The organism is Corynebacterium sp. ACRQP, assembly GCF_022345915.1.
In the GTDB taxonomy this organism is placed as follows: Bacteria; Actinomycetota; Actinomycetes; order Mycobacteriales; family Mycobacteriaceae; genus Corynebacterium; species Corynebacterium lehmanniae.
Genome location: NZ_JAKRMZ010000012.1, coordinates 57,402 through 83,119 on the forward strand (window position 1 = coordinate 57,402; position 25,718 = coordinate 83,119).

19 protein-coding genes and 3 tRNA genes are annotated in these 25,718 nt (G+C 65.1%); 7 read left to right on the plus strand and 15 right to left on the minus strand.

From position 1 onward, the window contains the following. Positions 1-19: 19 nt before the first annotated feature. Positions 20-1,018, minus strand: coding sequence for an NAD(P)H-dependent glycerol-3-phosphate dehydrogenase (locus MHY23_RS06315; RefSeq protein ID WP_239306853.1), 999 nt, complete (start codon positions 1,016-1,018; stop codon positions 20-22). Positions 1,019-1,120: 102 nt separating this feature from the next. Here MHY23_RS06315 and MHY23_RS06320 point away from each other — a divergent pair, with 102 nt between their 5' ends. From MHY23_RS06320 to MHY23_RS06330, 3 genes are read left to right on the plus strand one after another with little or no spacing between them, the layout of a single operon-like run. After that, complete coding sequence (locus tag MHY23_RS06320; RefSeq protein ID WP_239306854.1) at positions 1,121-2,131, plus strand: bifunctional NUDIX hydrolase/histidine phosphatase family protein; 1,011 nt, start codon at positions 1,121-1,123, stop codon at positions 2,129-2,131. A 27-nt stretch (positions 2,132-2,158) separates the two neighbouring features. Further along, positions 2,159-2,623 (plus strand): YbjN domain-containing protein, encoded by a 465-nt coding sequence (locus tag MHY23_RS06325; RefSeq protein WP_181888320.1) that lies wholly within the window; start codon positions 2,159-2,161, stop codon positions 2,621-2,623. A 5-nt stretch (positions 2,624-2,628) separates the two neighbouring features. Next, positions 2,629-3,090 (plus strand): hypothetical protein, encoded by a 462-nt coding sequence (locus MHY23_RS06330; protein WP_181888319.1) that lies wholly within the window; start codon positions 2,629-2,631, stop codon positions 3,088-3,090. 16 nt (positions 3,091-3,106) lie between these two features. On the opposite strand, the gene leuD is transcribed toward MHY23_RS06330, so the two are convergent. Together leuD and leuC are read right to left on the minus strand one after the other, a co-directional pair. Next, positions 3,107-3,697, minus strand: a complete 591-nt coding sequence (leuD, locus tag MHY23_RS06335) for a 3-isopropylmalate dehydratase small subunit (RefSeq protein ID WP_239306855.1) — start codon at positions 3,695-3,697, stop codon at positions 3,107-3,109. Between the two features lie 12 nt (positions 3,698-3,709). Beyond that, positions 3,710-5,131 carry a 3-isopropylmalate dehydratase large subunit gene (leuC, locus tag MHY23_RS06340; protein WP_239306856.1) on the minus strand — a complete coding sequence of 474 codons (1,422 nt, stop codon included), beginning with the start codon at positions 5,129-5,131 and terminating at the stop codon, positions 3,710-3,712. Between the two features lie 61 nt (positions 5,132-5,192). Between leuC and MHY23_RS06345 the strand changes: the two genes are divergently transcribed. The 3 genes from MHY23_RS06345 (at position 5,193) to MHY23_RS06355 (ending at position 10,985) form a co-directional block, all read left to right on the plus strand. After that, the gene (locus tag MHY23_RS06345; protein WP_239306857.1) at positions 5,193-5,879 is read left to right on the plus strand and encodes an IclR family transcriptional regulator; all 687 of its coding nucleotides are present in this window, start codon (positions 5,193-5,195) and stop codon (positions 5,877-5,879) included. A gap of 328 nt (positions 5,880-6,207) precedes the next feature. Beyond that, the gene (locus tag MHY23_RS12000; RefSeq protein ID WP_239306858.1) at positions 6,208-8,799 is read left to right on the plus strand and encodes a YhgE/Pip domain-containing protein; all 2,592 of its coding nucleotides are present in this window, start codon (positions 6,208-6,210) and stop codon (positions 8,797-8,799) included. After that, positions 8,796-10,985, plus strand: a complete 2,190-nt coding sequence (locus MHY23_RS06355; RefSeq protein ID WP_239306859.1) for a YhgE/Pip domain-containing protein — start codon at positions 8,796-8,798, stop codon at positions 10,983-10,985. The genes MHY23_RS12000 and MHY23_RS06355 overlap by 4 nt, the downstream gene beginning before the upstream one ends. 88 nt (positions 10,986-11,073) lie before the next feature. On the opposite strand, the gene MHY23_RS06360 is transcribed toward MHY23_RS06355, so the two are convergent. Beyond that, positions 11,074-12,768 carry an alkaline phosphatase gene (locus MHY23_RS06360; protein WP_239306860.1) on the minus strand — a complete coding sequence of 565 codons (1,695 nt, stop codon included), beginning with the start codon at positions 12,766-12,768 and terminating at the stop codon, positions 11,074-11,076. 136 nt (positions 12,769-12,904) lie between these two features. Here MHY23_RS06360 and MHY23_RS06365 point away from each other — a divergent pair, with 136 nt between their 5' ends. Then, positions 12,905-14,899, plus strand: a complete 1,995-nt coding sequence (locus MHY23_RS06365; protein ID WP_239306861.1) for a fibronectin type III domain-containing protein — start codon at positions 12,905-12,907, stop codon at positions 14,897-14,899. Between the two features lie 73 nt (positions 14,900-14,972). Here MHY23_RS06365 and MHY23_RS06370 read toward each other — a convergent pair whose 3' ends face one another. From MHY23_RS06370 to gltX, 11 genes are all read right to left on the minus strand, one after another. Beyond that, complete coding sequence (locus tag MHY23_RS06370; protein ID WP_239306862.1) at positions 14,973-16,415, minus strand: FAD/NAD(P)-binding protein; 1,443 nt, start codon at positions 16,413-16,415, stop codon at positions 14,973-14,975. A 10-nt stretch (positions 16,416-16,425) separates the two neighbouring features. Next, positions 16,426-17,001 (minus strand): HD domain-containing protein, encoded by a 576-nt coding sequence (locus MHY23_RS06375; RefSeq protein WP_239306863.1) that lies wholly within the window; start codon positions 16,999-17,001, stop codon positions 16,426-16,428. 80 nt (positions 17,002-17,081) lie between these two features. Beyond that, a complete protein-coding gene (locus MHY23_RS06380; RefSeq protein WP_239306864.1) occupies positions 17,082-17,903 on the minus strand; it encodes a PhzF family phenazine biosynthesis protein in 822 nt (273 codons plus the stop codon). A 62-nt stretch (positions 17,904-17,965) separates the two neighbouring features. After that, a tRNA-Glu gene (locus tag MHY23_RS06385) sits at positions 17,966-18,038 on the minus strand. 76 nt (positions 18,039-18,114) lie between these two features. Beyond that, positions 18,115-19,164: an ABC transporter ATP-binding protein gene (locus tag MHY23_RS06390; protein WP_239306865.1), complete on the minus strand. Its 1,050-nt coding sequence runs from the start codon at positions 19,162-19,164 to the stop codon at positions 18,115-18,117. Beyond that, positions 19,164-20,774: an iron ABC transporter permease gene (locus MHY23_RS06395; RefSeq protein WP_239306866.1), complete on the minus strand. Its 1,611-nt coding sequence runs from the start codon at positions 20,772-20,774 to the stop codon at positions 19,164-19,166. The genes MHY23_RS06390 and MHY23_RS06395 overlap by 1 nt, the downstream gene beginning before the upstream one ends. A 6-nt stretch (positions 20,775-20,780) precedes the next feature. Continuing rightward, positions 20,781-21,842, minus strand: a complete 1,062-nt coding sequence (locus MHY23_RS06400) for an ABC transporter substrate-binding protein (protein ID WP_239306867.1) — start codon at positions 21,840-21,842, stop codon at positions 20,781-20,783. 201 nt (positions 21,843-22,043) lie between these two features. Next, complete coding sequence (locus MHY23_RS06405) at positions 22,044-23,276, minus strand: alpha/beta hydrolase family protein (RefSeq protein WP_239306868.1); 1,233 nt, start codon at positions 23,274-23,276, stop codon at positions 22,044-22,046. Between the two features lie 63 nt (positions 23,277-23,339). Beyond that, a tRNA-Glu gene (locus tag MHY23_RS06410) sits at positions 23,340-23,412 on the minus strand. 30 nt (positions 23,413-23,442) lie between these two features. Further along, positions 23,443-23,514, minus strand: a tRNA-Gln gene (locus MHY23_RS06415). A gap of 157 nt (positions 23,515-23,671) precedes the next feature. Then, positions 23,672-25,159 (minus strand): glutamate--tRNA ligase, encoded by a 1,488-nt coding sequence (gene gltX / locus MHY23_RS06420; protein WP_239306869.1) that lies wholly within the window; start codon positions 25,157-25,159, stop codon positions 23,672-23,674. Positions 25,160-25,718: the final 559 nt, after the last annotated feature.

Sequence of the window (25,718 nt, forward strand, 5' to 3'; positions counted from 1 at the left end):
GGAGCTAGCCTACCGGGCACTACTCCGATTTCTTGCTGCGACCCATCAGGGCGGCGATCACGTCGGCGACCTTCATGCCTTCGTGGCACACCGAGAACACGCCCTGGGTGATTGGCATCTCCACGGAGTGCTCTTCGGCGAGCTGGAAGATGCTGCGCGAGGACACCACGCCCTCAGCGACCTGGCCCTTGGTGGCGGCGCGGGCCTCGTCCATGGTCGCGCCTTCGCCGAGCGCGGCGCCGAAGGTGCGGTTGCGCGACAGCGGGGAGGCGCAGGTGGCCACCAGGTCGCCCATGCCGGCGAGGCCGGCGAAGGTGCGCGCGTCCGCCCCGAGTGCTGCGCCAAGTCGGGTGATTTCCGCCAGGCCGCGGGTGATCAGGGTGGCCTGGGTGTTGTCTCCCAAACCCTGGCCGGCGGCCATGCCGCAGGCCAGCGCGATGACGTTCTTGGTGGCGCCGCCGATTTCACAGCCCACCACGTCGGTGTTGGTGTACGGGCGCAGGTAACTGGTGGCGCACGCGGCCTGGACGAGCTTGGCGCGGTTTTCGTCGGCGCAGGCGATCACGGTCGCGGCCGGCTGTTCCTCGGCGACCTCGCGCGAGAGGTTCGGCCCGGACAGCACCGCGATGCGCTCGCGTTCTACCCCGGTGACTTCCGCGATGATTTCGCTCATGCGCATGTGCGTGCCGGATTCCACGCCTTTGGAGATGGAGACCAGTGTGGCGTCGCCAGGCAAGTACGGCTCCCAGCGGGTGAGGTTGTCTCGCATGGTCTGGCTGGGCACGCCGAAGACGACTATCGCCGCGTTCTCCAGCGCCTCGGCGGCGTTCGAGGTGGCCTGGATCGCCGCCGGGAGTTCGATGCCGGGGAGGTAGTCGGGGTTTTCCCGAGTGTCCTGGATTGTGCGTGCGAGCTCCTCGCGCCGCGCCCACAGGCTCACGGGGTTGCCCGCGTCCGCGAACACCTTGGCAAGGGTGGTCCCCCAGGAACCGGCGCCCAGTACTGCCACGTTGACCATCAGTGCGTCCTCCCAGCGTTTTTCAACCGCTACAACGTACCACCCCGCCCGTCCTCTGCCCGGACGTAGCGCGCCCGCCGAGTCTGCGTCACAATGGAATGTATGCCAAATGACGACCGCCAACTGCACGAGCAGGACAAGGACACGCGCGGCGAGATGTTCCTCACCGGGCGCCTGCAGGAAATCCCCAACAACCCGCAAAGCGAGTTCAAGCGCACCACGCTTGCCGCCGGCGCGGTGCTGTGGCGCGGTGACCTGGCACAACCTGACTCGCTGGAGGTGGCGTGCATCCACCGCCCGCACTACGACGACTGGTCTTTGGCCAAGGGCAAGGTGGACCCGGACGAGTCCCTGGTACAGACCGCGGTGCGCGAGATCAAGGAAGAAACCGGCTTCGACGTGCGCCTGGGCAAGCTTTTGGGCAAGACGGTCTATCCGGTGAAGAAGACCACGAAGGTGGTCTACTACTGGACCGGCGAGGTCACCGGCGGCGAGTTCGAGCCCAACGACGAGGTGGACGAGATCCGCTGGCTGCCTCTCGACGACGCCTGCGAGCTGATGACCTACGACCTGGACCGCCAGGTGCTGCGCAAGGCGAAGAAGCGCTTCGCCACCCCGGCCACCGCGCGCGTGCTGTACGTGCGCCACGCCCGCGCGCACGAGCGCGAGAAGTGGTCCGGCGACGACAACTTGCGCCCGCTGGACAAGAGGGGCCGCCGCCAATCCGAGATGCTGGTCCCGCTACTCAGCGCGTTTTCCCCCGAGCGGATCTACTCCGCGGCACCGGAGCGTTGTCAGACCACCGTCGCCCCGCTTGCGGACGAGCTGGGCATCGAGGTGGCCGTGGATGCCCGCTTCGGCGACGAGGCCTGGCTGTCCGACATGGTCGGCGCGCAGCGCGCCTTCACCGAGGTGATTGAGCAGGGCGGCACCTCCGTGGTCTGCGCCCAGGGCGATGTTATCCCGGGCATGATCGCCTGGCTGTCTGCGCAGGGCACCCTGCCCATCGACACCGAGATCCACGCGAAGAAGGGCTCCGTGTGGGTGCTGAGCTTTAACGACGGCCAGCTCACCGGCGCCGACTACGTCCCGTCCGCACTGCCGGTGCTGTAGCGAAAAAGAAAGGAACGGATTTTTCTTATGACTTCCCCCACCCCCACCGCATTCCCGCCGGTGACGCAGGAACGCATCGCCTCCACGCTGGAAGGCATGGACCTGAAGTACTTCCGCGAAGACGGCGGCGAGGTCCGCACCGCGTTTCCCGGCCTGGTGGTCTTCTTCGAGGTCGAACGCGAGGGATTCAAGGCAACGTCTAGGTGGATGGCGGTTGTGGATCAACCGGAGGACGTCGAGAAGCTTCGCGAGTTCGCGAACGTGATGAACCGCACCCTGCCGCTGGTGCGCGTGCACCCGGTGCAGCGCGAGGACGGCACCGCCATCGCGATCATGGAGGCGCCGTTCTTCTCCGGCGACGGCTTCGCCGACTCCCAGCTGCGCGAGATGTGCGAGTACTTCTTCTCCGCCATCCACCACGTGGCCGGCGAGCTGCGCGCGACCTTCCCGGGCCGCGAAGAATCCTTCAACGACGGCGCTAAGGAGGCGTAACACCCATGAGCAACGACACCCTGAAGCCCCTGTCCATCCAGCGCGTCAAGGACGTCTTTGCCAAGCAGGGCTGGCAGTACGACGAGGCGAGCGAGTTTGCCATCCGCACCGGCTTCGCGCGCATCGGCCTGGAAATCGCGCACATCGCCCCGAACATCAACGTGATTTCTTCGGTCGCGGTGGATTCCATCGGTGCGGACCGCTACGAGGACATCCGCAACTGGGCCGAGCAGTACAACTACACCAAGGCCTACCCCACCGTCACCGCGCTCAAAGACGAGGAGCGCGGGGTGACTGCCCTCGGCGTGGCTTACAGCCTGCCCGGCCACTGGGAGTACACGGACAACCAGTTCGAGTCCCACATCCTCACCGGCATCCAGGGCGTGGTGGCCGCCTCGCGCGACTTCCTCACCGAGTTCGCGCCGGAGGTCACCCAGCGCCTCGACGAGGAAGCGGCGCAGGACTAGCGCTTACCACTAGCGCTTACCGCACGGCCGGCTTGAACGCCGGCCGTTTCGCTTCGAAGGCCTCGATCGCGTCTTCGTCGCGCAGCGTCAGCCCGATGTCGTCGAGGCCTTCCATGAGGCGCCAGCGCGTGTAGTCGTCCACCTCGAAGACGAACGTGTTGTCGCCGACGGTGACCGTGCGGTCTTCCAGCGACACGGTGGCGGTCTCGCCCGGGTGCTGCTCCAGATGCTTCCAGATCAGCTCGATGTCGCTTTCCGGCAGGTTCGCGGCCAAAAGCCCGGCCTTGCCGGAGTTGCCGCGGAAGATGTCGGCGAAGCGCGGGCTGAACACGGCGCGGAAGCCGTAGTCCATCAGCGCCCACACGGCGTGCTCGCGCGAGGAGCCGGTGCCGAAGTCGGGCCCGGCGAACAGCACGGAGCCGTTGGCGTAGGCGTCCTGGTTGAGCACGAACCCGGGCTCGTTTTCGCGCCAGTTGGAAAACAGGCCGTCCTCGAAGCCGGTGCGGGAGACGCGCTTGAGGTAGCGCGCCGGAATGATCTGGTCGGTGTCCACGTTCGAGCGCGTCAGCGGCACGGCGACACCGGTGTGGGTGGTGAATTTCTCCATCGGGGTGCTCCTTTACAGGTCTGCGGGGCTAGCAAGGTGGCCGGTGACAGCGGTCGCCGCAGCGACCAGCGGGGATACAAGGTGGGTGCGCCCGCCGGGGCCTTGCCGTCCCTCGAAGTTGCGGTTGCTTGTCGACGCACTCCGCTCCCCCGGTTTCAGCTGATCCGGATTCATGCCCAGGCACATCGAGCACCCGGCAGTGCGCCACTCGGCGCCGAAGTCCGTGAAGACCTTGTCCAGGCCTTCCTCCTCCGCCTGCTGCTTGACCAGCGTGGAGCTGGGCACCACCAGCATGCGGGTGTTTTCCGCGATGGTGCGGCCCTTGACCACCTCGGCGGCGGCGCGCAGGTCCTCGATGCGGGCGTTGGTGCACGAGCCTAAGAACACGGTGTCGATGGCGATGTCGCGCAGCGGCGTGCCTGGGGTCAGATCCATGTAGTTCAGTGCCTTTGCGGCGGCCTGCTTGGAGGTCTCGTCGGTGAAGTCCTCCGGGTCCGGCACGTTTTCGCCCAGCGGCAGGCCCTGGCCGGGGTTGGTCCCCCAGGTGACAAACGGGGTCAGCGACGCGCCGTCGATCTCCACCACGGTGTCGAACGTGGCACCCTCGTCGGTGGGCAGCGTCTTCCAGTACTCCACCGCGGCGTCCCAGTCGGCGCCTGTCGGGGCGTACTCGCGGCCTTGGACGTAATCGAAGGTCTTCTGGTCGGGCGCGACCATGCCGGCTCGCGCGCCTGCCTCGATGGACATGTTGCAGATGGTCATGCGCGCTTCCATAGACATCTTCTCGATGGCCTCGCCGCGGTACTCGATGATGTGGCCCTGGCCGCCACCGGTGCCGATCTTGGCGATGATCGCCAGGATGAGATCCTTCGCGGTCACGCCCTCCTGCAGCTCGCCGGTGACCTCGACGGCCATGGTCTTGAAGGGTTTCAGCGGGAGGGTCTGGGTGGCCATGACGTGCTCCACCTCAGAGGTGCCGATGCCCATGGCGATCGAGCCGAACGCGCCGTGGGTGGAGGTGTGCGAGTCGCCGCACACGATGGTCATGCCCGGCTGGGTGATGCCCAGCTGCGGGCCGACGGTGTGCACAATGCCCTGCTTGACGTCGCCCATCGGGTGCAGGGTTACGCCGAACTCCTCGCAGTTCTCGCGCAGCGTGGCAACCTGGGTGCGCGAGGTCGGCTCCGCGATCTCGAGGAGCTGGCCGGAGACGATCCCCTCGGTGGGCACGTTGTGGTCCTCGGTGGCCAGGTGCAACTCCGGGTGGCGCATTGAGCGCCCGGCCAAGCGCAGCCCCTCGAACGCCTGCGGCGAGGTGACCTCGTGCAGGAGCTGGAAATCGATGAAGATGAGGTCGGGCTCGCCGTTCTCACCCTGCTTGACCACGTGGTCGCGCCACACCTTCTCTGCCAACGTCAACGGTGTATCCGCCATAGCAAACTCCTTCGCGTTTCCTCCCCACCTTCCCACATAATGAGATGATAGGATTCGAACTGTGAGACAGTATAACGAAGGATCCGGCATTAAAGTGCTCGACCGCGCAGTGGCAATCGTGGCCGCGGTAGCCAGCGGCGAAAAATCGCTCGCAGAGCTCAGCGACGCCACCAAGCTGCCCCGGGCCACCGCACACCGCATCGCCACGGCACTCGAGGTGCACCATGTGCTCGCCCGCAACGAACGCGGCGAATGGTCGCTTGGGCCCGCGTTGCCCAGCTACACCGGCGGGCCGTCGCCCAAACTTCTCGCGGCCGCGGCCCCGGTGCTTCGAGATCTCGTCGAGACCACCGGCGAATCCGCCCAGCTCTACCAGCTCACCGGCACCACGCGCACCTGCATCGCCGCCGCGGAACCCGAAAGCGGACTGCACAACGTGGTCCCGGTCGGCTCCCACCTGACCTTATCCGCCGGCTCCGCCGCCCGCGTGTTCGCCGCCTACACCCCCGTCGACGCGCCCTTCAACGACGCGGAACTCAAGCAGGTGCGTGACGACGGCTTCGCTGAATCCGTCGCAGAGCGCGAAGTCGGGCTCGCATCGGTGTCCACGCCGGTGTTCCAACCGGACGGTGCGCTGGTGGCCGTGCTGTCTATCTCCGGCCCGGCCGAGCGGCTCGGACCGAGCCCCGCAGCCAAGTGGGGCGCCGCGCTCCAGGACGCCACCGCTCGGTTGAGCGCCGAGCTCTAGCCGAGCTCCGGCCTGGCACTGGGGGCGCCAACGGGCCTCAGCGAACGTCGATGTCGTCCAAGCGCCCCGCGGGCCACACCACGTTCTTCGCCAGCGGGATCTGGTGCGACGCGCTCGCCAGGATGCGCATGAAGTAACCAGCGGTGTTCGGGATCGCGACGAGGTCCCCCGCCGCCGAGCTCGGGAAAGGAAACGAGGGGCGTGCCGCCCACGGCGGCGGGCAGGCCCAGGGATAATTCGAAAAGCATGAACGCCAGCTTATGCGTTTCGGGCCGGCGGGGCCGCGGGGCGTTTCCCTTAACGCTCCGTTGGAGGGTACGCTCGCCACGTGAGAAAGAGCGGGCAGATTCTTGTACGGGACATTCGTCGTCTACTGCGCGTTCCCCGGGCCTTCATCATCATCGTCGGCGTGCTCATCATCCCCGCGCTCTACGCGTGGTTCAACATCAACGCCTTCTGGGACCCCTACAACCACACCCAGAACATCCGCATCGCGGTGGTCAACAACGACCGTGGTGCCTCCGCCGAACGCGTCGGCGAGGTCGACGTCGGCGAGCAGATCACCGAGCAGCTCAAGGGCAACGACAAGATCGGGTGGGTGTTCCTCCCCGAGGACGAGGCCCGCGACGGGCTCATGCGCGGCGACTACTACGCCATGTTCCTCATCCCGCCCGAGTTCAGCGAGGACCTGCTGAGCCTGGTCAGCGGCACCTACACGCAGCCGGTGCTGGAGTACTACGTCAACGAGAAGAGCAACGGCGTCGCCCCCTCGATCACCGACGCTGGCGCCTCCGCCGTCGACACGGCCGTGTCCGAGGCCTTCAAGAAGAAGGTCGGCGAGGCCGCGGCGACCGAGCTGCGCAACAAGGGGTTCACGTCGCGCGAGGACGCCGAGGAGGCCCGAGGCAAGGCCTCCGGGAGCTTCGGCCAGATCGCCGCCGACCTCGACGCCTCCCAGGGGCGGGTGGCCACGATGAAGCAGAGCATCATCGGGGCGCGCCCGGTCGTCGCCGAGCTGAACACCCTCGTCGGCTCCGTCGACGACACCCTCCGGTCCGTGGACTCCTCCCTCGGCGAGGCCGAGGGGATCATCGCCGAGCTGCAGAAGTCCTCCGCCGGTTTCAGTGCCAACACGTCGGCCGCGCTCGTCGAGTCCACCAACGCACTCAGCCTCGGTGCCGCCTCCGCCAGCGCCTCCATCGCGGAGGCGACGGGCCAGCTCGGCACCGCCCAGGGGCGGGTGCGCTCCGCCGTCGGCGAGGTCGACGGCGTGGTCAAGCAGGGCGAATCCGCCGCCGCGCAGCTGCGTGCCATGTCGGCCGGGGCGGCCCTATCGCCCGAGGTCCGCGCTCAGCTCGACGCCGCGGCCAGCGCGCTGGAGGAGCGTACCGCCGCCTCCCGCGCCGTCCTCGACGGCCTGAACAACGTGGACCGCAGCGCGGGCGCCGCGCTGGCGTCGATAGGCGAGCTCGGCGACTCCCTCGAGGCCGCGACCGCCGACTCCAACGCCGCAGCGCGCGACGCGAGCACGCAGCTCGGCGAGTCCGTGCCCGCGATCAACGCCTCGCTCGCGCAGGCCTCCGGCAGCGTCGCGTCCGTGCGCGGCGCGCTGAGCAGCCAGCGTGCCCTGCGCGAGGAAACGACCTCCCTGCTCGCCGGGGTGGACAACCAGCTCGCGGCCAGCCTCGGCATACTCGACGAGGTCTCGGGCGACCTCGGCACGCTTGCCGACGGCGCCCGCTCCGCCCAGTCCGACATCAACGCCCTCCTGGCCACCTCCGACTCGAAGGCCCTCAACACTGTCACGAACCTCAACTCCGCGAAGATCGGCGAGTACATCTCCTCGCCCGTCACCGTCGAGCAGCAGGCCGTCTTCCCCACGGAGAACTACGGCAGCTCCATGGCCTCCTTCTTCACCAACCTGGCCCTGTGGATCGGCGCGTTCGTGCTGACGATCATCTTCCGCGTCGAGGTCGACACCGAGGGCTTCCGCCGCCTCACCGTCGGCCAGGCCTACCTCGGCCGCTTCCTCCTCTTCGCCACGCTCTCGGTGCTCCAGGCCGTCGTGGTGACGCTCGGCAACGTGGCCTTCGGGGTGCAGATGCAGTCCGTCACGGCCTTTCTCGCCACCGCAATCGCCATCGGGGTCGCCTACACGGCGATCATCTACTCCATCGTCTCCGCGCTCGGCCACATTGGCCGCGGCATCGCCGTCTTCCTCGTCGTCATCCAGATCCCGGGCGCGTCGGGCCTCTACCCCATCGAGCTCATGCCCGACTTCTTCCGCCACATCTACCCCTTCCTCCCCTTCCGCTACGGCATCGACGCGATGCGCGAGACCATCGCCGGGTTCTACGACCACCACTACCTCCGCTTCATGGCGGCGCTTCTCGCCATGTCCGCCGCGGCCTTCGCCCTGGGGTGGCTGTTCCGACTCACCTCCTCGCACGCCAACCTCCTGTTCAACCGCCAGCTCGCGCGCACGAACCTGATCACCAACGAGAAGGTGGAGGTCATGGGCTCGCCCTACCGCGCGTCCGACATCATGGCCGCCCTGTCGGACCGGGATGAGTTCCGCGGTGGCGTCGAGAAGCGGGCGCGGATGCTGCGGGAGAACTACCGCACCCTCATCTTCGGCGGGATCGTCGTGGGCGTTGTCGGCATCGCCATCATCACCCTGCTCACCATGCTCCTGCCCACCGACAAGACGATCATGCTGGCCATCGTCGTCGCCTGGTCGCTGCTGGTCACCCTCTACCTCGGCGCGGTGGAGTACTTCACGCAGAGCCTCGTCGACGCCGAACAGGTCTCACGCCTCGGCGAGGCCGAGCTGCGCGACGCCGTGATCCACCGCCACGACTCCGCCGGCACCAGCGTCACCATCGGGCCCGCGGACGCCGAAAGCGAGGACACCAAGTGAGAACTGTCTTCTCCATCGCCTACAACGACCTGCGCCGGCTCTACACCAACGTCATGGCGGGCATCGTCATGGTCGGCCTCATCGCCATCCCCTGCCTCTTCGCCTGGTTCAACGTGCTGGCCGCGTGGGACCCATTCGGCAACACCGATCGCCTCGAGGTCGCGGTGGCCAACACCGACCGCGGCCACACGAGCGACCTCACCCCGCTGGCCGTCAACGTCGGCGACATGGTGCTCTCCCAGCTCTACCGCGACGACTCGATGGACTGGGTCATCACCGACGTCGACGACGCCATCGAGGGCGCGAAATCCGGCGAGTACTACGCCGCCATCGTCCTGCCTCCCACGCTGAGCGACGACATGTTCACCTTCTACGCCGACGACGCCGAACCCAGCCGGATCGACCTCTACATCAACGAGAAGAAGAACCCCATCTCCCCGCTGCTCATCTCCAGCGGCACGCAGGGCGTCAGCGCCCAGATCAGCGCGTCGTTCACCAGGGCCCTCTCCGAGGTGTCATTCGGGTTGATCGAGACGACCTCGGACTACTTCAACGAGGCGGAGACCAAGCAGGCGCTCGACTCCATCGCGACCCGCACCGCCAACGCCCGCGACCAGCTGCTCTCCAGCGCCAACACCGTCGACGCGCTCGCCTCGCTCACAGAGTCGAGCGTGCCGCTCGTCGACAGCGCCGAGCGGATCTCCGGGGCGCTGGGCGACTCTCTCGGGCAGGTCCACCCCGTCGACCTCGGGGTCACCGGGGCGAGCCTCGGCGGAGACGGCGCGGCGCTTGCGGCGGCGCTGGGGGCGACGTCGGTAAGCTTCGCCGCCGTGAGCGACCGTGTCGGCCAGCTGCTGGCGGACTCCTCCGCCACCTCCCAGGCCACCGCCGCGAACCTGACGGACATCGCCGCGCGCGTCGATGTCCAGGTGAAGCAGTACACGGCCCTGCGCGACACCATCAACGGGCATGTCGGCCCGGTGCTTCCCCCCGACGCCCAGCCGGGGGTGCGCGCGGTGGTCGGCGACCTCAACGACGCCATCGCCCGCCAGACGGCCGTGCGCGACCGACTCAACGACGCCGCCGCGCACCTCACCGCCGGGCAGGGCGGCCGGGACGGGAAGAACGCAGACCGGCAGGAGATCGAGGACTCGATCGCCCGGGCCCGCGAGGCGATGGACTCGGCCAAGAATTCCTACGACACCGGGATCCGCCCGCGCCTCGAGGCGCTGTCGGGCTCGCTGGACAACGTCCGCGCGAACGTCGACAAGGCCCGCTCGGACATGGACGGCGTCTCCTCTGCCCTGGCCAACCGGCCCGGCTCGCTTCGCGACACCCTCGCAGCCTCCGGCGCGGACCTGCGCGACACCGCGGAATCTCTGCGCGCCAACGCGGCGAGGATGCAGGAGGCGAAGCAGTCGATCGCGCAGGCGCGCTCGAGCGGGGACCTGACGAAGCTGGCCGACCTCGTCTCCAGCCACCCGGAAGTGCTCGCCGACGCCCTCGTCGACCCAGTCAAGGTGGAGCGCAAGGAGGTCTTCCCCCGCGTCAGCTTCGGCGCCGGCATGGCCCCGCTCTACACGGTGCTCGCCCTGTGGGTGGGCGCCCTGTTGACGTCGGTGGCCGTGCGCACGGACGATCGCTCCATCGAACAGAACGTGGTCGATCCCGACCGCCTCACCGCGGGCCAGAAGTACTTCGGCCGCTACCTGACGTTCGTGACCACCGGCTTGGCCCAATCCACGCTCCTCATGGCGGGGCTCATCGTCTACGTGGGCATCGAGCCCGCGCACCCCTTCCTCCTCTTCGTGGCGGGGTGGGTCTCGAGCTTGGTCTTCCACCTGATCTGCTACACGCTGGTGCTCTCGCTGAGCAACGCCGGCAAGGCCGTGGGCGTGCTCATCCTGGTGCTCCAGGTCTCGGCGGCGGGCGGCGCCTACCCGCTACAGCTGCTGCCGGGCTGGGCGCAGGCGATCAGCCCCTGGCTGCCCGCGACCTACTCGATCCGCGCTATGCGCGCCGCGGTCTTCGGCACCTACGGCTGGGACTTCTGGCGAGCCCTCGGCATCCTCGTCCTCTTCGCGCTGCCCTTCCTCTTCCTCGGCCTCTGGCTGCGCCACCGTCTGTACCACGCGATCAGCCGCATGGACAAGGCGGTTGCTCAGACCAAGGTGATGATGACGTAGGCCGCCCGCCTACAGCTCGATGGTGCCGCGCACGCGCGCGGTGACCAGCCCGCCCACCCAGATGTCGCGACCGTCGTCGATAAGCAGATTATGCTTCGACGAACCCCTCGCCGATGCGCCACTGGCGCTTCTCGCCCAAGCTGACGGTCGCGTCCGCGTCCTCGACATCCGAGACGCGGTAGTAGAGCATATCCACATAGTCGCGGTGGATGCTGGCCACTCCGTAGCCGTGGGCGTCGAAGTCGATGTGGCTCACCCACGGGTTCGCGTCCCGGATCGCCTGCTCCACCAGCAGCGACGTGGAGTTGTCCTCCTTGTGGTACGTGCCGAACGCGCTGGTGAGAATCTCGTCGACGTTCGGGGCGGAGATGGAGGTGGTGACCATCTCGCAGCCGATCTCGCCGAAGCCGGACGGCGAGGCGATCGAGTTCGCCCACTCCGAGTGGATGTCGCCGGTGAGGAACAGCGCGTTCGACTCTTGCTCGTCCAACATGGTGAGCAGGCGGTCGCGCTCCGCGGCGTAGCCGTCCCACTGATCCGAGTTCACCGCAATGCCCGTCGCGCGCTCCTTCATATAGCCGGCAGCGATGTTGGCCTTTTCGTTGTCGGGGATGGTGGCAAATCGCATCGGCGAGACCATCACCGAGTTGCCCAGCACGTCCCAGCGCGCGGTGGACTCCTGCAGCTGCTGCGCCACCCAATCGAACTGCTTCTTGCCCAGCATCGTGCGGTCGTCGTTGGCGAAGTTCGGGCCGGTGGTCTCCGCGTCGCGGTAGGTGCGCAGGTCCATCATGGTCAGCTGCGCCAGGTCGCCGAACTTGAAGCTGCGGTAGAGCAGCTGCTCCTCGCCCGCGGATTGCGCGCGCACCGGCAGCCACTCATAGTAGGCCTGCACAGCGGCGCCCAGGCGCTCCGGCCACTCGCCCTCCACGCGGCCGTCGGTGTGGTTCTCCGCGCCCTCGAACCAGCTGTTGTTGGCCGTCTCGTGGTCGTCCCAAATGACGATCCACGGGCACGCAGCGTGCGCGGCCTGCAGGTTGAGGTCCGTGCGGTAGCGGCCGTGGCGCTGGCGGTAATCCTCCAGCGTGGTGATCTCCCACTCCGGGTGGTGCATGCGCGCGACACCGCTCTTACCTGCGTACTCGCCGGTCGGGTACTCGTAGATGTAGTCGCCGAGGAAGACCACGTGGTCGATCTCGCCGGCGCGGGCGCGCTGCGCCATGTCGCCGTACGCGCTAAAGAAGCCGGACTCCCAGTTCGCGCACGAGGCGATGGCCAGGTTGAGATTATCCAGGCTCGCGTCCTCCTTCGGCGCCGTGAGGGTGCGGCCGACCGGGGAGGTCGCGCCCTCGAACTCGCCGCTTTTCACGATGAAGCGGTAGAAGTACTCAGTCGCCGGCTCCAGGCCCTCCGGGTCGACGTGGACGGTGTGGTCCGAATCCGCCGAGGTGGTTACGCTGCCGGTCTGCGGGTTACCAAAGTCCTCCGAGGTGTCGATCTGCCACTCCAGCTCCACGTCCTCGCCCAGGCCGGAGCCCGGCAGCGCCTCGCGGGACGGAGTCACGCGGGTCCACAACACCACGCGGTCCGGCAGCGGGTCGCCGGATGCGACGCCGTGGAGGAACGGCAGGTCCCACTCGCTTGCCGGGGCCGGTTCTTCCGGAGTGGACACCGTGCCGCGCCGTGCGGCGTAGGCGCCGCCGGTGCCGATGGCGGTTGCGGCTGCTGCCGCTGCGACAGTTTGCAGGAACACACGACGATTGACACGGAACTTTGAGCTCATGGAGCTAACTTTCAACCAGCTGTAAACCTGGTGCAAGAACAGCAGACCGATGTCACCTGAAATTCATGTTCAATTCACCGAGGTGTCCGATTACTTGTAACCGCCTGTTAAAAGCGGGTGATTTAAGTGGGCAAACATGAATCTCCTGCGTACCCACCGTCCCCTGCGCCGCAGCGCTGTTGCCACCGCCGTCGTTGTCTCCCTGTTCGCACCGATGACCACCGCTGTGGCTGCGGACGCGGTCAACACCAAGATCAGCCGCATCGTGCTCGGCATCGGCTCCGACGCCACCGAGGCCAACCTGGCATGGCAGTCCAAGACCAACGAGCTGCAGTACCTGGAGTACTGGTCTGCGGACAATCCGGACGACGTCACCAGCGTCGAGTCCCCGCGTGGCCAGTACAACGCGGCGATCTTCTACCCGCACGAGGCGAAGATGACGGGCCTGGCGCCGGACACCGAGTACGTCTACCGCGTCGGCAACGAGGACCGTGGCTGGAGCGAGCAGCGCACCTTTACCACCGGCGCGGATTCGGACACCTGGAACTTCCTCGCCATGGCGGACGCGCAGATCGGCGTAGACGCCAAGATCGAAGAGCAGTCCGCCGCCTGGAACAAGGCAGTCAACGTCGCCACCGGCGAGCACCCGGATTCCGCGTTCCTCATGCTCCTCGGCGACCAGACTGAGGGCTGGGGCGCACCGGTCAAGCAGCTCGAGGAGTTCACTGCCCCGAAAGCACTGCAGAACTACCGCCTCGGCGTGCTGAAGGGCAACCACGAGACCTACGCGCCGGACCGCCACTTCCAGGACACCTACTTCCTGCCGAACGAGGTTGGCACAACCGCGAACTACTTCTTCAACTACAACAACGTGTTGTTCATCGGCCTCGACGGCAACCGCTCGGACGCGGCCGATATTGAGACGCACGCACAGTTTGTTAACGACGCCATCGCCACCAACGGCGCGGACGCGGACTGGGTCATCGTTGGCATCCACCAGGCACCGTTCTCTCAGGGCACCCACTACACCGACTCGGATGTGGTGCGCCTGCGCGAGCAGCTCACCCCGAAGCTGTCCGAGGCTGGCGTGGATCTGGTCTTAAGCGGCCACGACCACATCTACACCCGCTCCCACCTGATGAACGGCTTCGACCCGGTCATCCCCGAAGGCGCGGCCAAGTCCGGCGACGTGCTCATCCCGGAGGATGGCGAGGTGCTCTACCTCACCTCCACCACCGCAACCGGCGGCAAGTACTACGACTTCCATGACGAGTCGGGCAAGACCCACCCCAATATCCGCGAGGAGCGCGCTCACGACCTCGCACACGCCTCCACCGCGCGTTGGCGCCAGGATTACAACCCGGACTACACCAACATCAGCGTCTCCCCGACCGAGCTGAAACTGACCACCTACAACATCAACACCCCGTACGTGGTGGACCAGGTCACGCTGCAGAAGAAGGACGCGGAGAAGCCGACGACCGAGCAGAAACCGACCACCGAGCAGAAGCCGACGACCGAGCAGAAGCCGACCTCTGAACAGGCAACCACCGAGCAGAAGCCTGCTCCGGAGACAATCACGACGACGCAGACCTCCGAGAAGCTGGTCACCACCACGAATACCTCTGTTAGCACCGCGACCGTGACGGAGACGTCCACGCAGACCTCGCCGGAAACCAAGGTCGTAGAGAAGACCAAGGCGGTGCCGACCACGGTGAAGGAAACCGTGACGAAGACCGAGACGGTTGAGGTGCCGACCACCATCACCAAGGGCGCTGAGCCGGAGATCACCACCAAGACATCCGTCGCCACCGCCACCGTGACGGAGACGTCCACGCAGACCTCGCCGGAAACCAAGGTCGTGGAGAAGACCAAGACGGTTCCTACCACGATCAAGGAGACCATTACCAAGAATGCCGAGCCGCAGGAGCCGACTGAGAATCAGGGCGCAGGCGAGGACACGGAGAACACCGGCAAGGACGCCACGGGCAGCGTGTCCGGCAGCAGCACCGGCGGCATCATCCTCACCGTGCTGGCAATCCTGATCGCCGTCCTCGGCGCGATCTTCGCGGCACTGTCCTACGTCCACCCGCAGTGGATCCAGGACATCCGCAAGCAGTTCAACATCTAGCGCGAAACGCAGAACCCGCCACCGCGATCACCCGGATCGCCGTGGCGGGTTCTGTGTCTTTCAGCAGCCGTTTCTAGCGCTCTGCTGCAGCGGCGCTCACGCGGTCTGCCCAGCGTTCAATGCCGTGCTGCTTGGTGCGCTTCAGCGTGTCGTGGCCGAGCACTAACCCTTCGTTCATGCGGCCGGCCGCGGCGAGGTGCTCCTGCCCCACGAGCGTGGCGTCCGGCTTCACGTGCAGCGCATTCGTGTCGGCGTAGCGCAGGCCGATTCCGGCGTCCACCAAGTTGCCCACCAGCGTGCCTTCGACAATCCCGGGCGGCGCCTGCACCGCGTCGATGACGACGGTCGCGCTGACCTCCTCGGCCAAGTCGCGGAGGTCCTCCTCGCCGCGGGCGATGAGCTCGATGCGGATCCGGCCTTCGTCGATAAGCTCGAGCATGGTCTGCGCGGACTCCACCGGAGGGCCGAAGCCGACGCGCTCCAGCGTGGACACGAAAGCGTCGAAGTCCTTCCCACCCAAGGTGTGGCGGCCGCCGTAAGAGGCGCGGTCGATCACCGCGTCGTAGGTGTCACGGAAAGCCAGCGCGACCGCGAGAGCCGGCGTCCACGGGCGCTCCCCGCGCGCCGCCGCGACGGATGCGCGAAGCTCCGCTACCGGATCACCGGTGAAGTCTTCGCCGCGCAGCACGTTCCGGATGTCGTCTTTCCCGCCTTCGCCACCGGCGATGCGGAGGATCTCCGTGGCACAGTCTGCGAGGATGTCTTGTAGCTCGTCGAGGCCTTCGCAGTCGAGGATCTTCTGCGAGGCCGCCTCGATGTGCGGCTGCGCCTCCTCCTTTGCCTCGCCTTCGAAGTACGCCTTGACCTCCATGAAACGGCCCGACCGGGTCACGGGGTAGAACACTTTCGCGTCGGCGTATTTCACCACGTCAATGAAGGTCAGCGCGGCGCCGCGGACCAGCGCAGCATCGTCCGGGCTCACCGTGTCCAGGTTCGACGCCGGGTAGGCAGGGGCGACCACCTGGAGGTCGCCGAGGTCCGCGTGTGCGAGCGAACCGGGCCAGTCGTGCGCATGGCCGGTGACCATGAGTACTTCATCGAAGTGCTCGCCGAGCACGTCCACCCCGCTGTCGGTGGGCTCGACCATCTCGATGTTTTCCACCCGGTGCGTGAGGCTGCAGCGCGGCGGCAGGTTGTCCTCGAGTGCGCGCCACGACTTATCCAGGTGCTCGCCGACATGCTTTCGGCTGGGAAAATCGCCCGGAAGCTCATCGTTCGGGTCGAGCGGGCCGAGTTTCGTCTCCACAATGGACTTCGGTGCGTTGAGGATGAACTCCTCCGGCACCGAATCACGAAACGCCCCGGGCGCGGAGGACTCCTCCAGCGGCTTGGCGTCGAACACTGTCACGTCGATAGCCGCGCCACGCTCCCGCGCCCGTTCCATGAGCTCTTCTGACGCCCACAGGCCGCGCGGGCCGGCGCCGATAATCGCTACCTTCATCACCGAATTTTGCATGCGCTCCAGCTTATGCGCCGCGTGCCTCCAGCCGCTCAACCTGGCGGGCCAGCTCCTCACCCAGCGGATTTCCCGGTAGCCGTTCCTGCACCAGGTCCGCCACGGAGCGGTACCACCACAGCTGGCGCTCCTTGCCGGAGTTGAAGCGGCCCCACAGCTCATCGCCCAACTGGTCCAGGTCCGCGTGGATGGACAGCAGGTTGTGCAGCTTGTCGGCAGCCGAGATGAGCACGCTGCCGTCGTCCGCCTCACGCAGGTGCGCCAGGTACGCGTCCGAGCGGTCCTGCCAGCTGGAAAGCGTGCTGTCCTTGGTTACTCCGCGCACCAGCTCCACCACCCGGTCGCCGAACTCCTCGGCCATGCGCTGCGGGCTGTACTCTTCGGGCACGTCCTCCAAAATGTCGTGGAACAGCGCCGCGACGAGCACGTCCTCGTCGTCGGTGACCTGGGAGACGAGGTGCATCACGCCGACTACGTGGGAGACGTACGGAATGTCGGTGCCTTTGCGGACGTGGTCGCGGTGCGCCCACGCTGCGGTGTTGATTGCTTGAATGAGTCGCGGGGACGCGACGGGAGCATTGGTCATGCCAGACCCCTTTCTGTCGGGAACGCTTCACACGATACGAGCGCCGCCGACATCACCACCCCGCTATTCGCACACCCGTTCTACCCCACCTCCAGCGTCCCCCGCACCCGCACCCGCGCGCGCCCGCCGACCCAGATGTCCTCCCCGTCGTCGGTGATCTCCACCCGTCCGTCGCGCCCGAGCGCCGTGCCCTGCGAGACCGTGTACTCCGCCGGCACATCTCCCCTCCCTCGCAGCCACTGCGCCATCGCACCGTTGGCGCTGCCAGTCACGGGGTCCTCGAACGTCGGCGTGAAAGCTCGCAGCTCATAGGCCGGATCCGCACTCCCCGTCAGCGCCGCAAACGCCACCTTCAAGCCGCTATCCGCCGGCTTCTCCAGCGCCCGCAACGCGTCCAGTCTATCCAGCAGCGCCAGCTTCCAACCGGGGCCGTTGTCACCGAAGGCGGCGTCGACAAGCAATTGCTTCTCGACGCCAAAGGTGTCACACACCTCGTCCTTTTCCTCCTCCGAGAGCTGGTCGTCGCGCTTGAGCGGCGGGGTGGCGAACGCGAGGGAGTCGCCCTCGATGCGGACCTCGACGTTGCCCACGCCGCACTCCTGAATCACGCGGCCCTGGTTGCGCGGCGTGTTACCGAGCTCCAGCCACGCACGCGCCGTGCCGAGCGTGGGGTGGCCGGCGAAGGCATATTCCTCCACCGGTGTGAAGATGCGCACGCGGTAGTCTGCCTCGGGGTTCGTCGGTTCGAGCAGGAACGTCGTTTCCGAGAAGTTGGTCCAGGATGCAATCTGCTGCATCTGCTCGTCACAGAGATCCTCCGCGCCGCAGATGACGGCGAGCGGGTTACCCGTGAACGCGCCGGTGGCGAAGACGTCGATTTCAAAGAAGTTCAGGGAAGTCACCCGGCCAAGGCTACCAATGCGAAAACTCCCGACCCGGAGTCCGGATCGGGAGTTGTACCTTGTACCCCGTACGGGATTTGAACCCGTGTTACCGCCGTGAGAGGGCGACGTCCTAGGCCGCTAGACGAACGGGGCGCGCTCGCTTGTTTGCGACCTATTAACAATAAAGGACGCTATTGTCCTCCAACAAATCGGCAGGTTAGGGTCGTTTTTAAGCGATGTAGACCAACGGGGGGTGGACGTTGACGCCGACCGTTTCGCCAACTTCTGGGGTGGTGCGGGCCGAAGTGCGTGCGCGAAACTCCACACCGTCCACATCGATGGTGAGCGAGTAGCCGGACACCTCAAATAGCGAGGAGGTGACCCGGCCGTTTAGTACGTTCCGCTCCCCTGGTGCTGCCACTTCTACCGCCTCAGGTAACACCGCAACGGTGACATCACCTCTATGGCCTGATGCGCCAACCATCTCCACATGCGCAGTCGGCCATTCCATGGCAGGCGTTGTGACGACCACGCGGCCGTCGATAATTTGTCCCTCTAACAGCGTCGCGTCAGCGATAAAGGAGGCCACCCACGGCGAAGCTGGTTGAGCGACGATATCCCTCGGCGAGGCAAACTGCTCGAGCTCGCCGTCTCGCAGCAATGCGATGCGATCTGCGATGGCAATCGCTTCCTTGCGGTCGTGGGTCACGTGCACTGTAGTTAGAGAAGACCGCTTGGTCAGTGCAACAAGCTCTCGGCGAAGACTGTCTCGCAGTGGTTCGTCGAGGGCCGACAAAGCTTCGTCGAGCAGCAGCACTTGCGGCTTGGCCACAATCGCACGCGCGAGTGCGACTCGCTGCCGCTGACCGCCAGACAACGTTGAAGGTTTCCGGTCTCCGTAGCTCTCCAGCCCCACGGTGCGCAACGTCGATTCGACGAGCTGTTGTTGTTGCTTCTTGCTCGTACCTGCACGTTTGAGCGGGTAGGCGACATTATCCGCAACACTCATGTGTGGCCAGACTGCGTGCTGCTGAAACACCATGCCCATCCGCCGCTTTTCTGGCGGTGTGCGAGTCACGTTTGTGCCGTCGAGGGAGACCGTGCCTGTGGAGGGCTGCACAAACCCGGCGAGGGTGCGCAGCAGCGTGGTTTTTCCCGAGCCGGACGGGCCGACTAGCGCTACGAACTCGCCGCTACCAACGCGTAGGTTGATGTCGTCCAACCCAATGGCACCGTCTGGGAATACGACGCTGAGGCCGTCAATCGCAATGTCACTCATCAGGACTCCTTGTCAGGGTTGCGCACGGTCAGTGCCAGGGCGGCAATACCGATTACTGCAAACATCAATGCAAGCGCTGAAGCTTGGTTGTAGTTTCCGGACTGTTGGAGGTTGAACAGTTGCACACCAATTGTTGTGGTGCCCGGAGCAACGAGCAGAATTGACACGGTGAGCTCGCGCACCGCGGTGACTGCAACGAGAACTGCCCCGGAGAACGCCGCTGGTACAGCCATTCGCCCCGAAGTGTCCACGATTGAGCGCACCCTACCCGCGCCAGAGATTCGTGCCGCTTCTTCCACTGCAACCGGAATCTTGCTCATCGGTGCGCGCACAGCCTGCAGCACCAAGGCTGTGAAGGCGCAGACGTAGGCCAACAGGATCACCCAACGGGTGTTGTAGAGCCCCGTGTACCTGCCCACAATGAGCCACCCGACGCCAATGATCAGCCCAGGGAGTGCAGCCGGAAGCAATGTAGCCAGAGATAGCGGCGTGTTAGTACGCGCGCGGGTGCGGGTGACCAAGATGCCGATCGCCCAACCCAGCAGACCGCACAGTAGTGCGGCACCGCCTGCGAGAGCGACCGAGTTAGTGAAACCATCAACCACCCGCGGGTTACTCAGGGTGCGCTGAAAATTCGACAGCGAGATGGTCTCCAACGTAAACGGCACACCCGGGGCCGGAAGCAACGCACGGTGAGCGAGCCCCAAGATCGGACCGAGGGTAACCGCGAGTGCAAGGACCCAGGACACCACGGTGACAGGAACTCTCGCCACACCGAGTGAAAGTTTCATCGTGCTGGCACCACTGACTTGCGAGGAGGCTCGGCGCGACACCGCGTAATCTGCCACCACGGCGATAATGCCCAGCAGCATCAACACTGCTCCAACTGTGGACACGACCTGCAGCGGGTTGCTTACCGTGCCTGATTCCATAAACCGGTAACACATTGTCGCTAATGTCTCGAACTGCACCGGCGACCCCAGAATCGATGGAATACCGAAGTCGGCGAGGTTCGACACTGCCGTCAGGGTGAAAGCGCTCAAGAATGCGGGCCCCAACAGCGGGATGGTCACAGTGCGCAGCACCGTGCCACTGCCCGCGCCACTAACGCGTGCAGCCAGTTCGAGATCAGAGGGGATCTGGCGCAACGCTGCGGCCACAATGACGTACACAACCGGGTACGAGTGCAACGTCATCAGAAAGACAATGCCGTCGGCTCCGTACAGGTCCCACAGCGGCCGGTCGAACAGCGCATTGAGCCCCTGGTTTCGGCCAAACAGCTGCAGCCAGGAAATGGCACCGACGAACGGTGGGACTAACAGCGGCGAGAGCAGAAATAAGCGTAATCCCGTTGCTCCACCAACATCGGTGCGCTCCAAAACAATCGCAATCGTGCCGCCGATTAGTACCGCGCCCATAGAAGACAGCACGGTGGTAATCACGGAATTCCAAGTGGCGCGCGCCAGGCCTTGTTCCACAAGTACCGGAAACTGATTTCCCCCGAGCGCGAGTGAGACCACCATCGCGAGAGGAACAATGAAAATCGCCGCGGCAACCAACCACACCCCTAGGCGAGCGAGGTTGAGCCCCGGCGAAGAAACGCGTTGCATTGCCACCTAGTTCATCGCGCTCTGGAAGAACTCTACGGAACGTGCGCGATCGTCCGTCAGTGTCTGCAGATCAGCATCCATCAACGCAATGTCATCGAGTGCCGGGGCATCGCCAGGGGTGCCTACCCCGTCGATGACGGGCAGGTAGTTTTGTTCCACGGCGAGCTCTTGCCCCTTCTTGGACAACAGGAAAGTAATGAACAACTCTGCTGCAGTCGGGTTCTTGGAATCCCCAAACACCGCGATCGGCTCGGTAATGTACGGCGAACCTTCGGTGGCGTACACCTCCTTAATCGGAGAACCCTGCGCGGCGAGGTCGCGAACGAGATAATCCACAACCACACCAACTGGGTGGCCGCCGCCAGCAATTTCCTGCGAGGTGGGGCCATTGGATGCGGCAATCATCGGAGCGTTCTCACCGAGAGCGGTCATCCAATCCTCACCCAGCTGCTCGTTGTTCATCCACACTGTCGCGTTGTATGCGGCTGCCCCGGAAACTGCCGGGTCCGGCATGACAATCTTGTCGCGGAAGCGTGCATCCGTCAGGTCAGTCCAAGACTTCGGTGCTTCAGATTCATCGATCACGGAAGTGTTGTAAGCGATGACAGTGGGAATAATTCGGGTCCCGACGTAGTAGCCCTCAGAATCAACGGCACCGTCCATCACATCACCGGTTTCGACGTTCTCCAGTTTCGCCAGGAGATCATCGGACTTGAAGTCCTCAAACGTCGGAGCGTCCGCTGCCCAAATCAGGTCTGCCTCCACTGCTCCGGAGGTCTTTTCAGCCTCAATTCGAGCTTTCAGATCGCCGGTGCCAGCTCGGTACACTTCCACGTCGACATCCGGGTGTTCCTCGTTGAAGGCCGCGACAACCTGGTCAACCTTGTCCTCTGGCTCCGAGGTGTAGAGAGTCAGAGAACCGGCGGCAGAGTCCGTCGCGCCGTCTTTAACACCAGACGTCGCGGTGTTGGAGCCAGCGTTCTCGGAGGGTTCGGAGCAACCGGCAAGAGCGAGCATTGCAACGCCTGCTGCTGCAACAACTGAAAGGGACTTCTTTGTGAGTTTCATGAGCGACTCCTTTATGCAAGGTAAAAACCTGGCTCACCTTAACACCAGATTTGCGTGCCCGCTCGCCGATGAAATTGCTCTATTCTGCGCCCAGCGCCGGGCCCAACGTTGCCCAAAATCTTCTACCAGCACGTCCTACTTTGACGGCAGTCCGCGCGAGGCGATCAAACTTTCACATCCGAAACTGTAGCTGAACACCCATCACTTGCTCGACCCTGCAGACCCGCCGACGGGCTGCGGCGCCTCGTCCGGAAGCGGCGCCTTCGTCACCGGGGTCTCCCGCTCGAAGGGCTGTACGTCGAGCGCCGGGCCGATCACCGACCAGCTTTTGCGCATGGACTTCTCAAACAGACCCCAACTGTGCGTGCCCTCCACCTGCGGATACCACTGCACGTCCAGGCCGGCGCGCTGCGCCCTATCCACGAAGTATTCAGAGCACGCGTACGACGCAGACTCGATCGCCACGGGCGGTCCTATGCGCTCGGAGGACGTCTTCGTATCGTCGATAGCGCCGGGCACTCCCTGCGCGGCGGAAACAAACAGCTTCGTGCCTTCAAGCGCATCCAGGTGCAGCACGGGCGAGTGCGCCGTCCACGCCGGGTTGGAGGACATCCCCCACATCTTGTTCGGATTCGCCCCGTTCAGCTTTAGGGCCTGACGCACGTACGTGTCACCGAGTACCCCGGAGGTGGCCGGGCACCCGGAGTAAGACGCCGCGGCGGCAAACCTTTCCGGTTCCAACGACGCGATATTCAAGGCAGGCCCGCCGGACATGGAAATGCCCGCGATCGCGTCGCGGCCGGTGCCGTGGAAGTGCTCGTCGATAAGCGGAGGCAGCTCCTTGGTGAAGTACGTGAGCCACTTGTTGCGGCCCGTCGCTTTGTCCTCGCGGTACCAGTCTGCCTGCATGGAGGACACCGAGCCGATCGGGGTGACCACATTGACCAGCTTGTCCTGGAAAAACTCCTGGTAGTCGGACGAGTTGCGCCAGGACCAGCCGTTGGCGGCGCCGTCCGCCCCCATCAGCAGGTAAAACGTGGGCCGCTTCGCGTCATTGTCCGGTCCGCCGGGCAGGATTACCTCGTTTTTGACCTCCCTATCCATCGATGGCGAGTACACGACGACCTCGTAGACGTCGTTTTCAATGTGCGTCACCGACTTCAGGGTCGCGGGCTCCGCGTCCGGGTCCGGGAACGTCTCGGCGACGTTGCTGGAACCATCGCCTATCGACGACCCACTTGCCACCGACCCCTCGTAGAGCGACGCACCGAAGACTCCCCCACCCAACGTTGCGAGAAACAGCGCCGGCACTGCGAGCAGTGGAATCGAGGACGACAAGCTCGATGCTGCTGCCGGCACACTGAACGCGTCGATGAGACTGGAGCCGCTTTGACGAATTTCACCGCTGAACAGCGACGACAACTTCCAAACCATGCGCTCACAGTACCGGAAGCGAAAAACCTCCGACCCATGCGCTGGATCGGAGGTTTTTCGTTGTACCCCGTACGGGATTTGAACCCGTGTTACCGCCGTGAGAGGGCGACGTCCTAGGCCGCTAGACGAACGGGGCATTAGGACACAGAACTAAAAAGCTCTGCAGCTGGCCTACCAGGACTCGAACCTAGAATGACGGTACCAGAAACCGTAGTGTTGCCAATTACACCATAGGCCATCGTTTTCCAGTCTGACCTGCGCTTTCCCTTTCGGTATTGCGCCTGTCTGCTGAACAACGTGGATTACTATAACCATGGATAGCTAAAGCAACCAAATCCGCAGGCCACCGCGCAAATCGCGGCGGCCTTTGTTGCGCTATAACAACAGCGTTGTAACTACTCTGCTGCCTGGTACGGAGTGACCTCGCGTGCCGCGCGCAGACGCTTCAGCGTGGATTCGCGGCCGAGCAGCTCCATGGACTCGAACAGCGGCGGCGACACTGCTGCACCGGTGGCGCCGACGCGCAGGGCGCCGAATGCGACGCGGGGCTTCAACCCGAGGTCGTCGATAAGCGCCTTGTTCAACGCCGCCTCGATATTGGGCGTGGTCCACTCCTCCACTGCTTCCAGCGCGGCGATGCCGGCGTCCAGCGGCTCGACGGCGGTGTCCTTGAGGTTCTTCTTCGCGCTCTTCTCGTCCAGCTCCAGGTCCTCGTCGGCGGTGACGAGGAACTTCAGCAGGTTGTAACCCTCGGACAGCACCTTAATGCGCGTCTGCACCAGGTCCGCAGCAATAGCGAACTTGTCCGCCGGGTAGTCCTCCGGGAAGTCGGTGTGCTCAGTCAGGTACGCGCGCAGACGGTCACGGAAGTCCTCCGGCTCGAGCAGGCGGATGTGGTCGGCGTTGATGGCCTCGAGCTTCTTCTGGTCGAAGCGGGCCGGGTTGCCCAGCACGTCGTTGACGTCGAAGGCCTTGACAAACTCGTCGACGCTGAAGATGTCCTGGTCCGCGGACAGCGACCAGCCCAAAAGCGCCAGGTAGTTGATCATGCCCTCCGGGATGATGCCGTTGTCCCGGTGGTTGAACAGGTTGGACTCCGGGTCGCGCTTGGACAGTTTCTTGTTGCCCTGGCCCATCACGAACGGCAGGTGGCCGAACTCCGGGGTGAACTCGGCCACGCCGACGCGCTTGAGCGCCTCGTACAGTGCCATCTGACGCGGGGTGGACGACAGCAGGTCCTCGCCGCGCAGGACGTGGGTGATGCCCATCAGCGCGTCGTCGACAGGGTTGACCAGCGTGTACAGCGGCGCGCCGTTGGAGCGGGCGACCACGTAGTCCGGCTGCGTCTCGGACTTGAACGTCACCTCGCCGCGCACCAGGTCGTTCCAGGACCAGTCCTGGTCCGGCATGCGCAGGCGCCACACCGGCTTACGGCCTTCCGCCTCAAACGCGTCGATCTGCTCCTGCGTCAGGTCGCGGTCGAAGTTGTCGTAGCCCAGCTGCGGGTCGCGGCCGGCGGCCTTGTGTCGCTCCTGGACCTCTTCGTTGGTGGAGTACGCCGGATACACCTCGCCGGCCTCAATGAGCTTGTTCAGCACGTCCGTGTAAATCTCGGAGCGCTGAGACTGGCGGTACGGCTCGTGCGGGCCACCCACGTTGATACCTTCGTCCCAGGTCAGGCCCAGCCACTCCAGCGACTCGATGATCGCCTGGTAGCTCTCCTCCGAGTCACGCGCGGCATCCGTGTCCTCGATGCGGAACACAAACGTGCCGCCGGAGTGGCGCGCCTGCGCCCAGTTGAACAGTGCCGTGCGCACCATGCCCACGTGCGGGGTTCCGGTAGGTGACGGGCAAAAACGTACGCGCATTGAAGAGTCAGTCATGTGCGCAATCGTAGCGCGCAGAGCCCCTTGCTTATCGACGTCCTCCGGTGCCCCACCGTTGTCCCCATTCTGCGGCCGCAGAACATCCAGAAGCAACCGGGCATTCCCGCAGAACCGGCAGAACTATCCGACCTCACTCCCCCTTGCTGATCGACGAACCCCGGGCCCCGACCACTGCCTGCATTCTGCGGCCGCAGAACAACCAAAAACAATCGGACATTCCCGCAGAACTATCCGACCTCACTCCCCCCTTGCTCAACGACGACCCCCGGGCCCGGACCGCTGCCTGCATTCTGCGGCCGCAGAATAACCGGAAGCAATCGGGCATTCCCGCAGAACTATGAGACCTCACCCCCCCTCGCCCATCGACGACCCCCGGTCCCCTGCCACGATCTCCCATTCTGCGGCCGCAGAACATCCAGAAGCAATCGGGCATTCCCGCAGAACCGGCAGAATTACGCGACCGCAGAACCGGCAGAATTACGCGACCGCAGAACCGGCAGAATTACGCGACCGCAGAACCGGCAGAATTACGCGACCGCAGAACCGGCAGAATTAC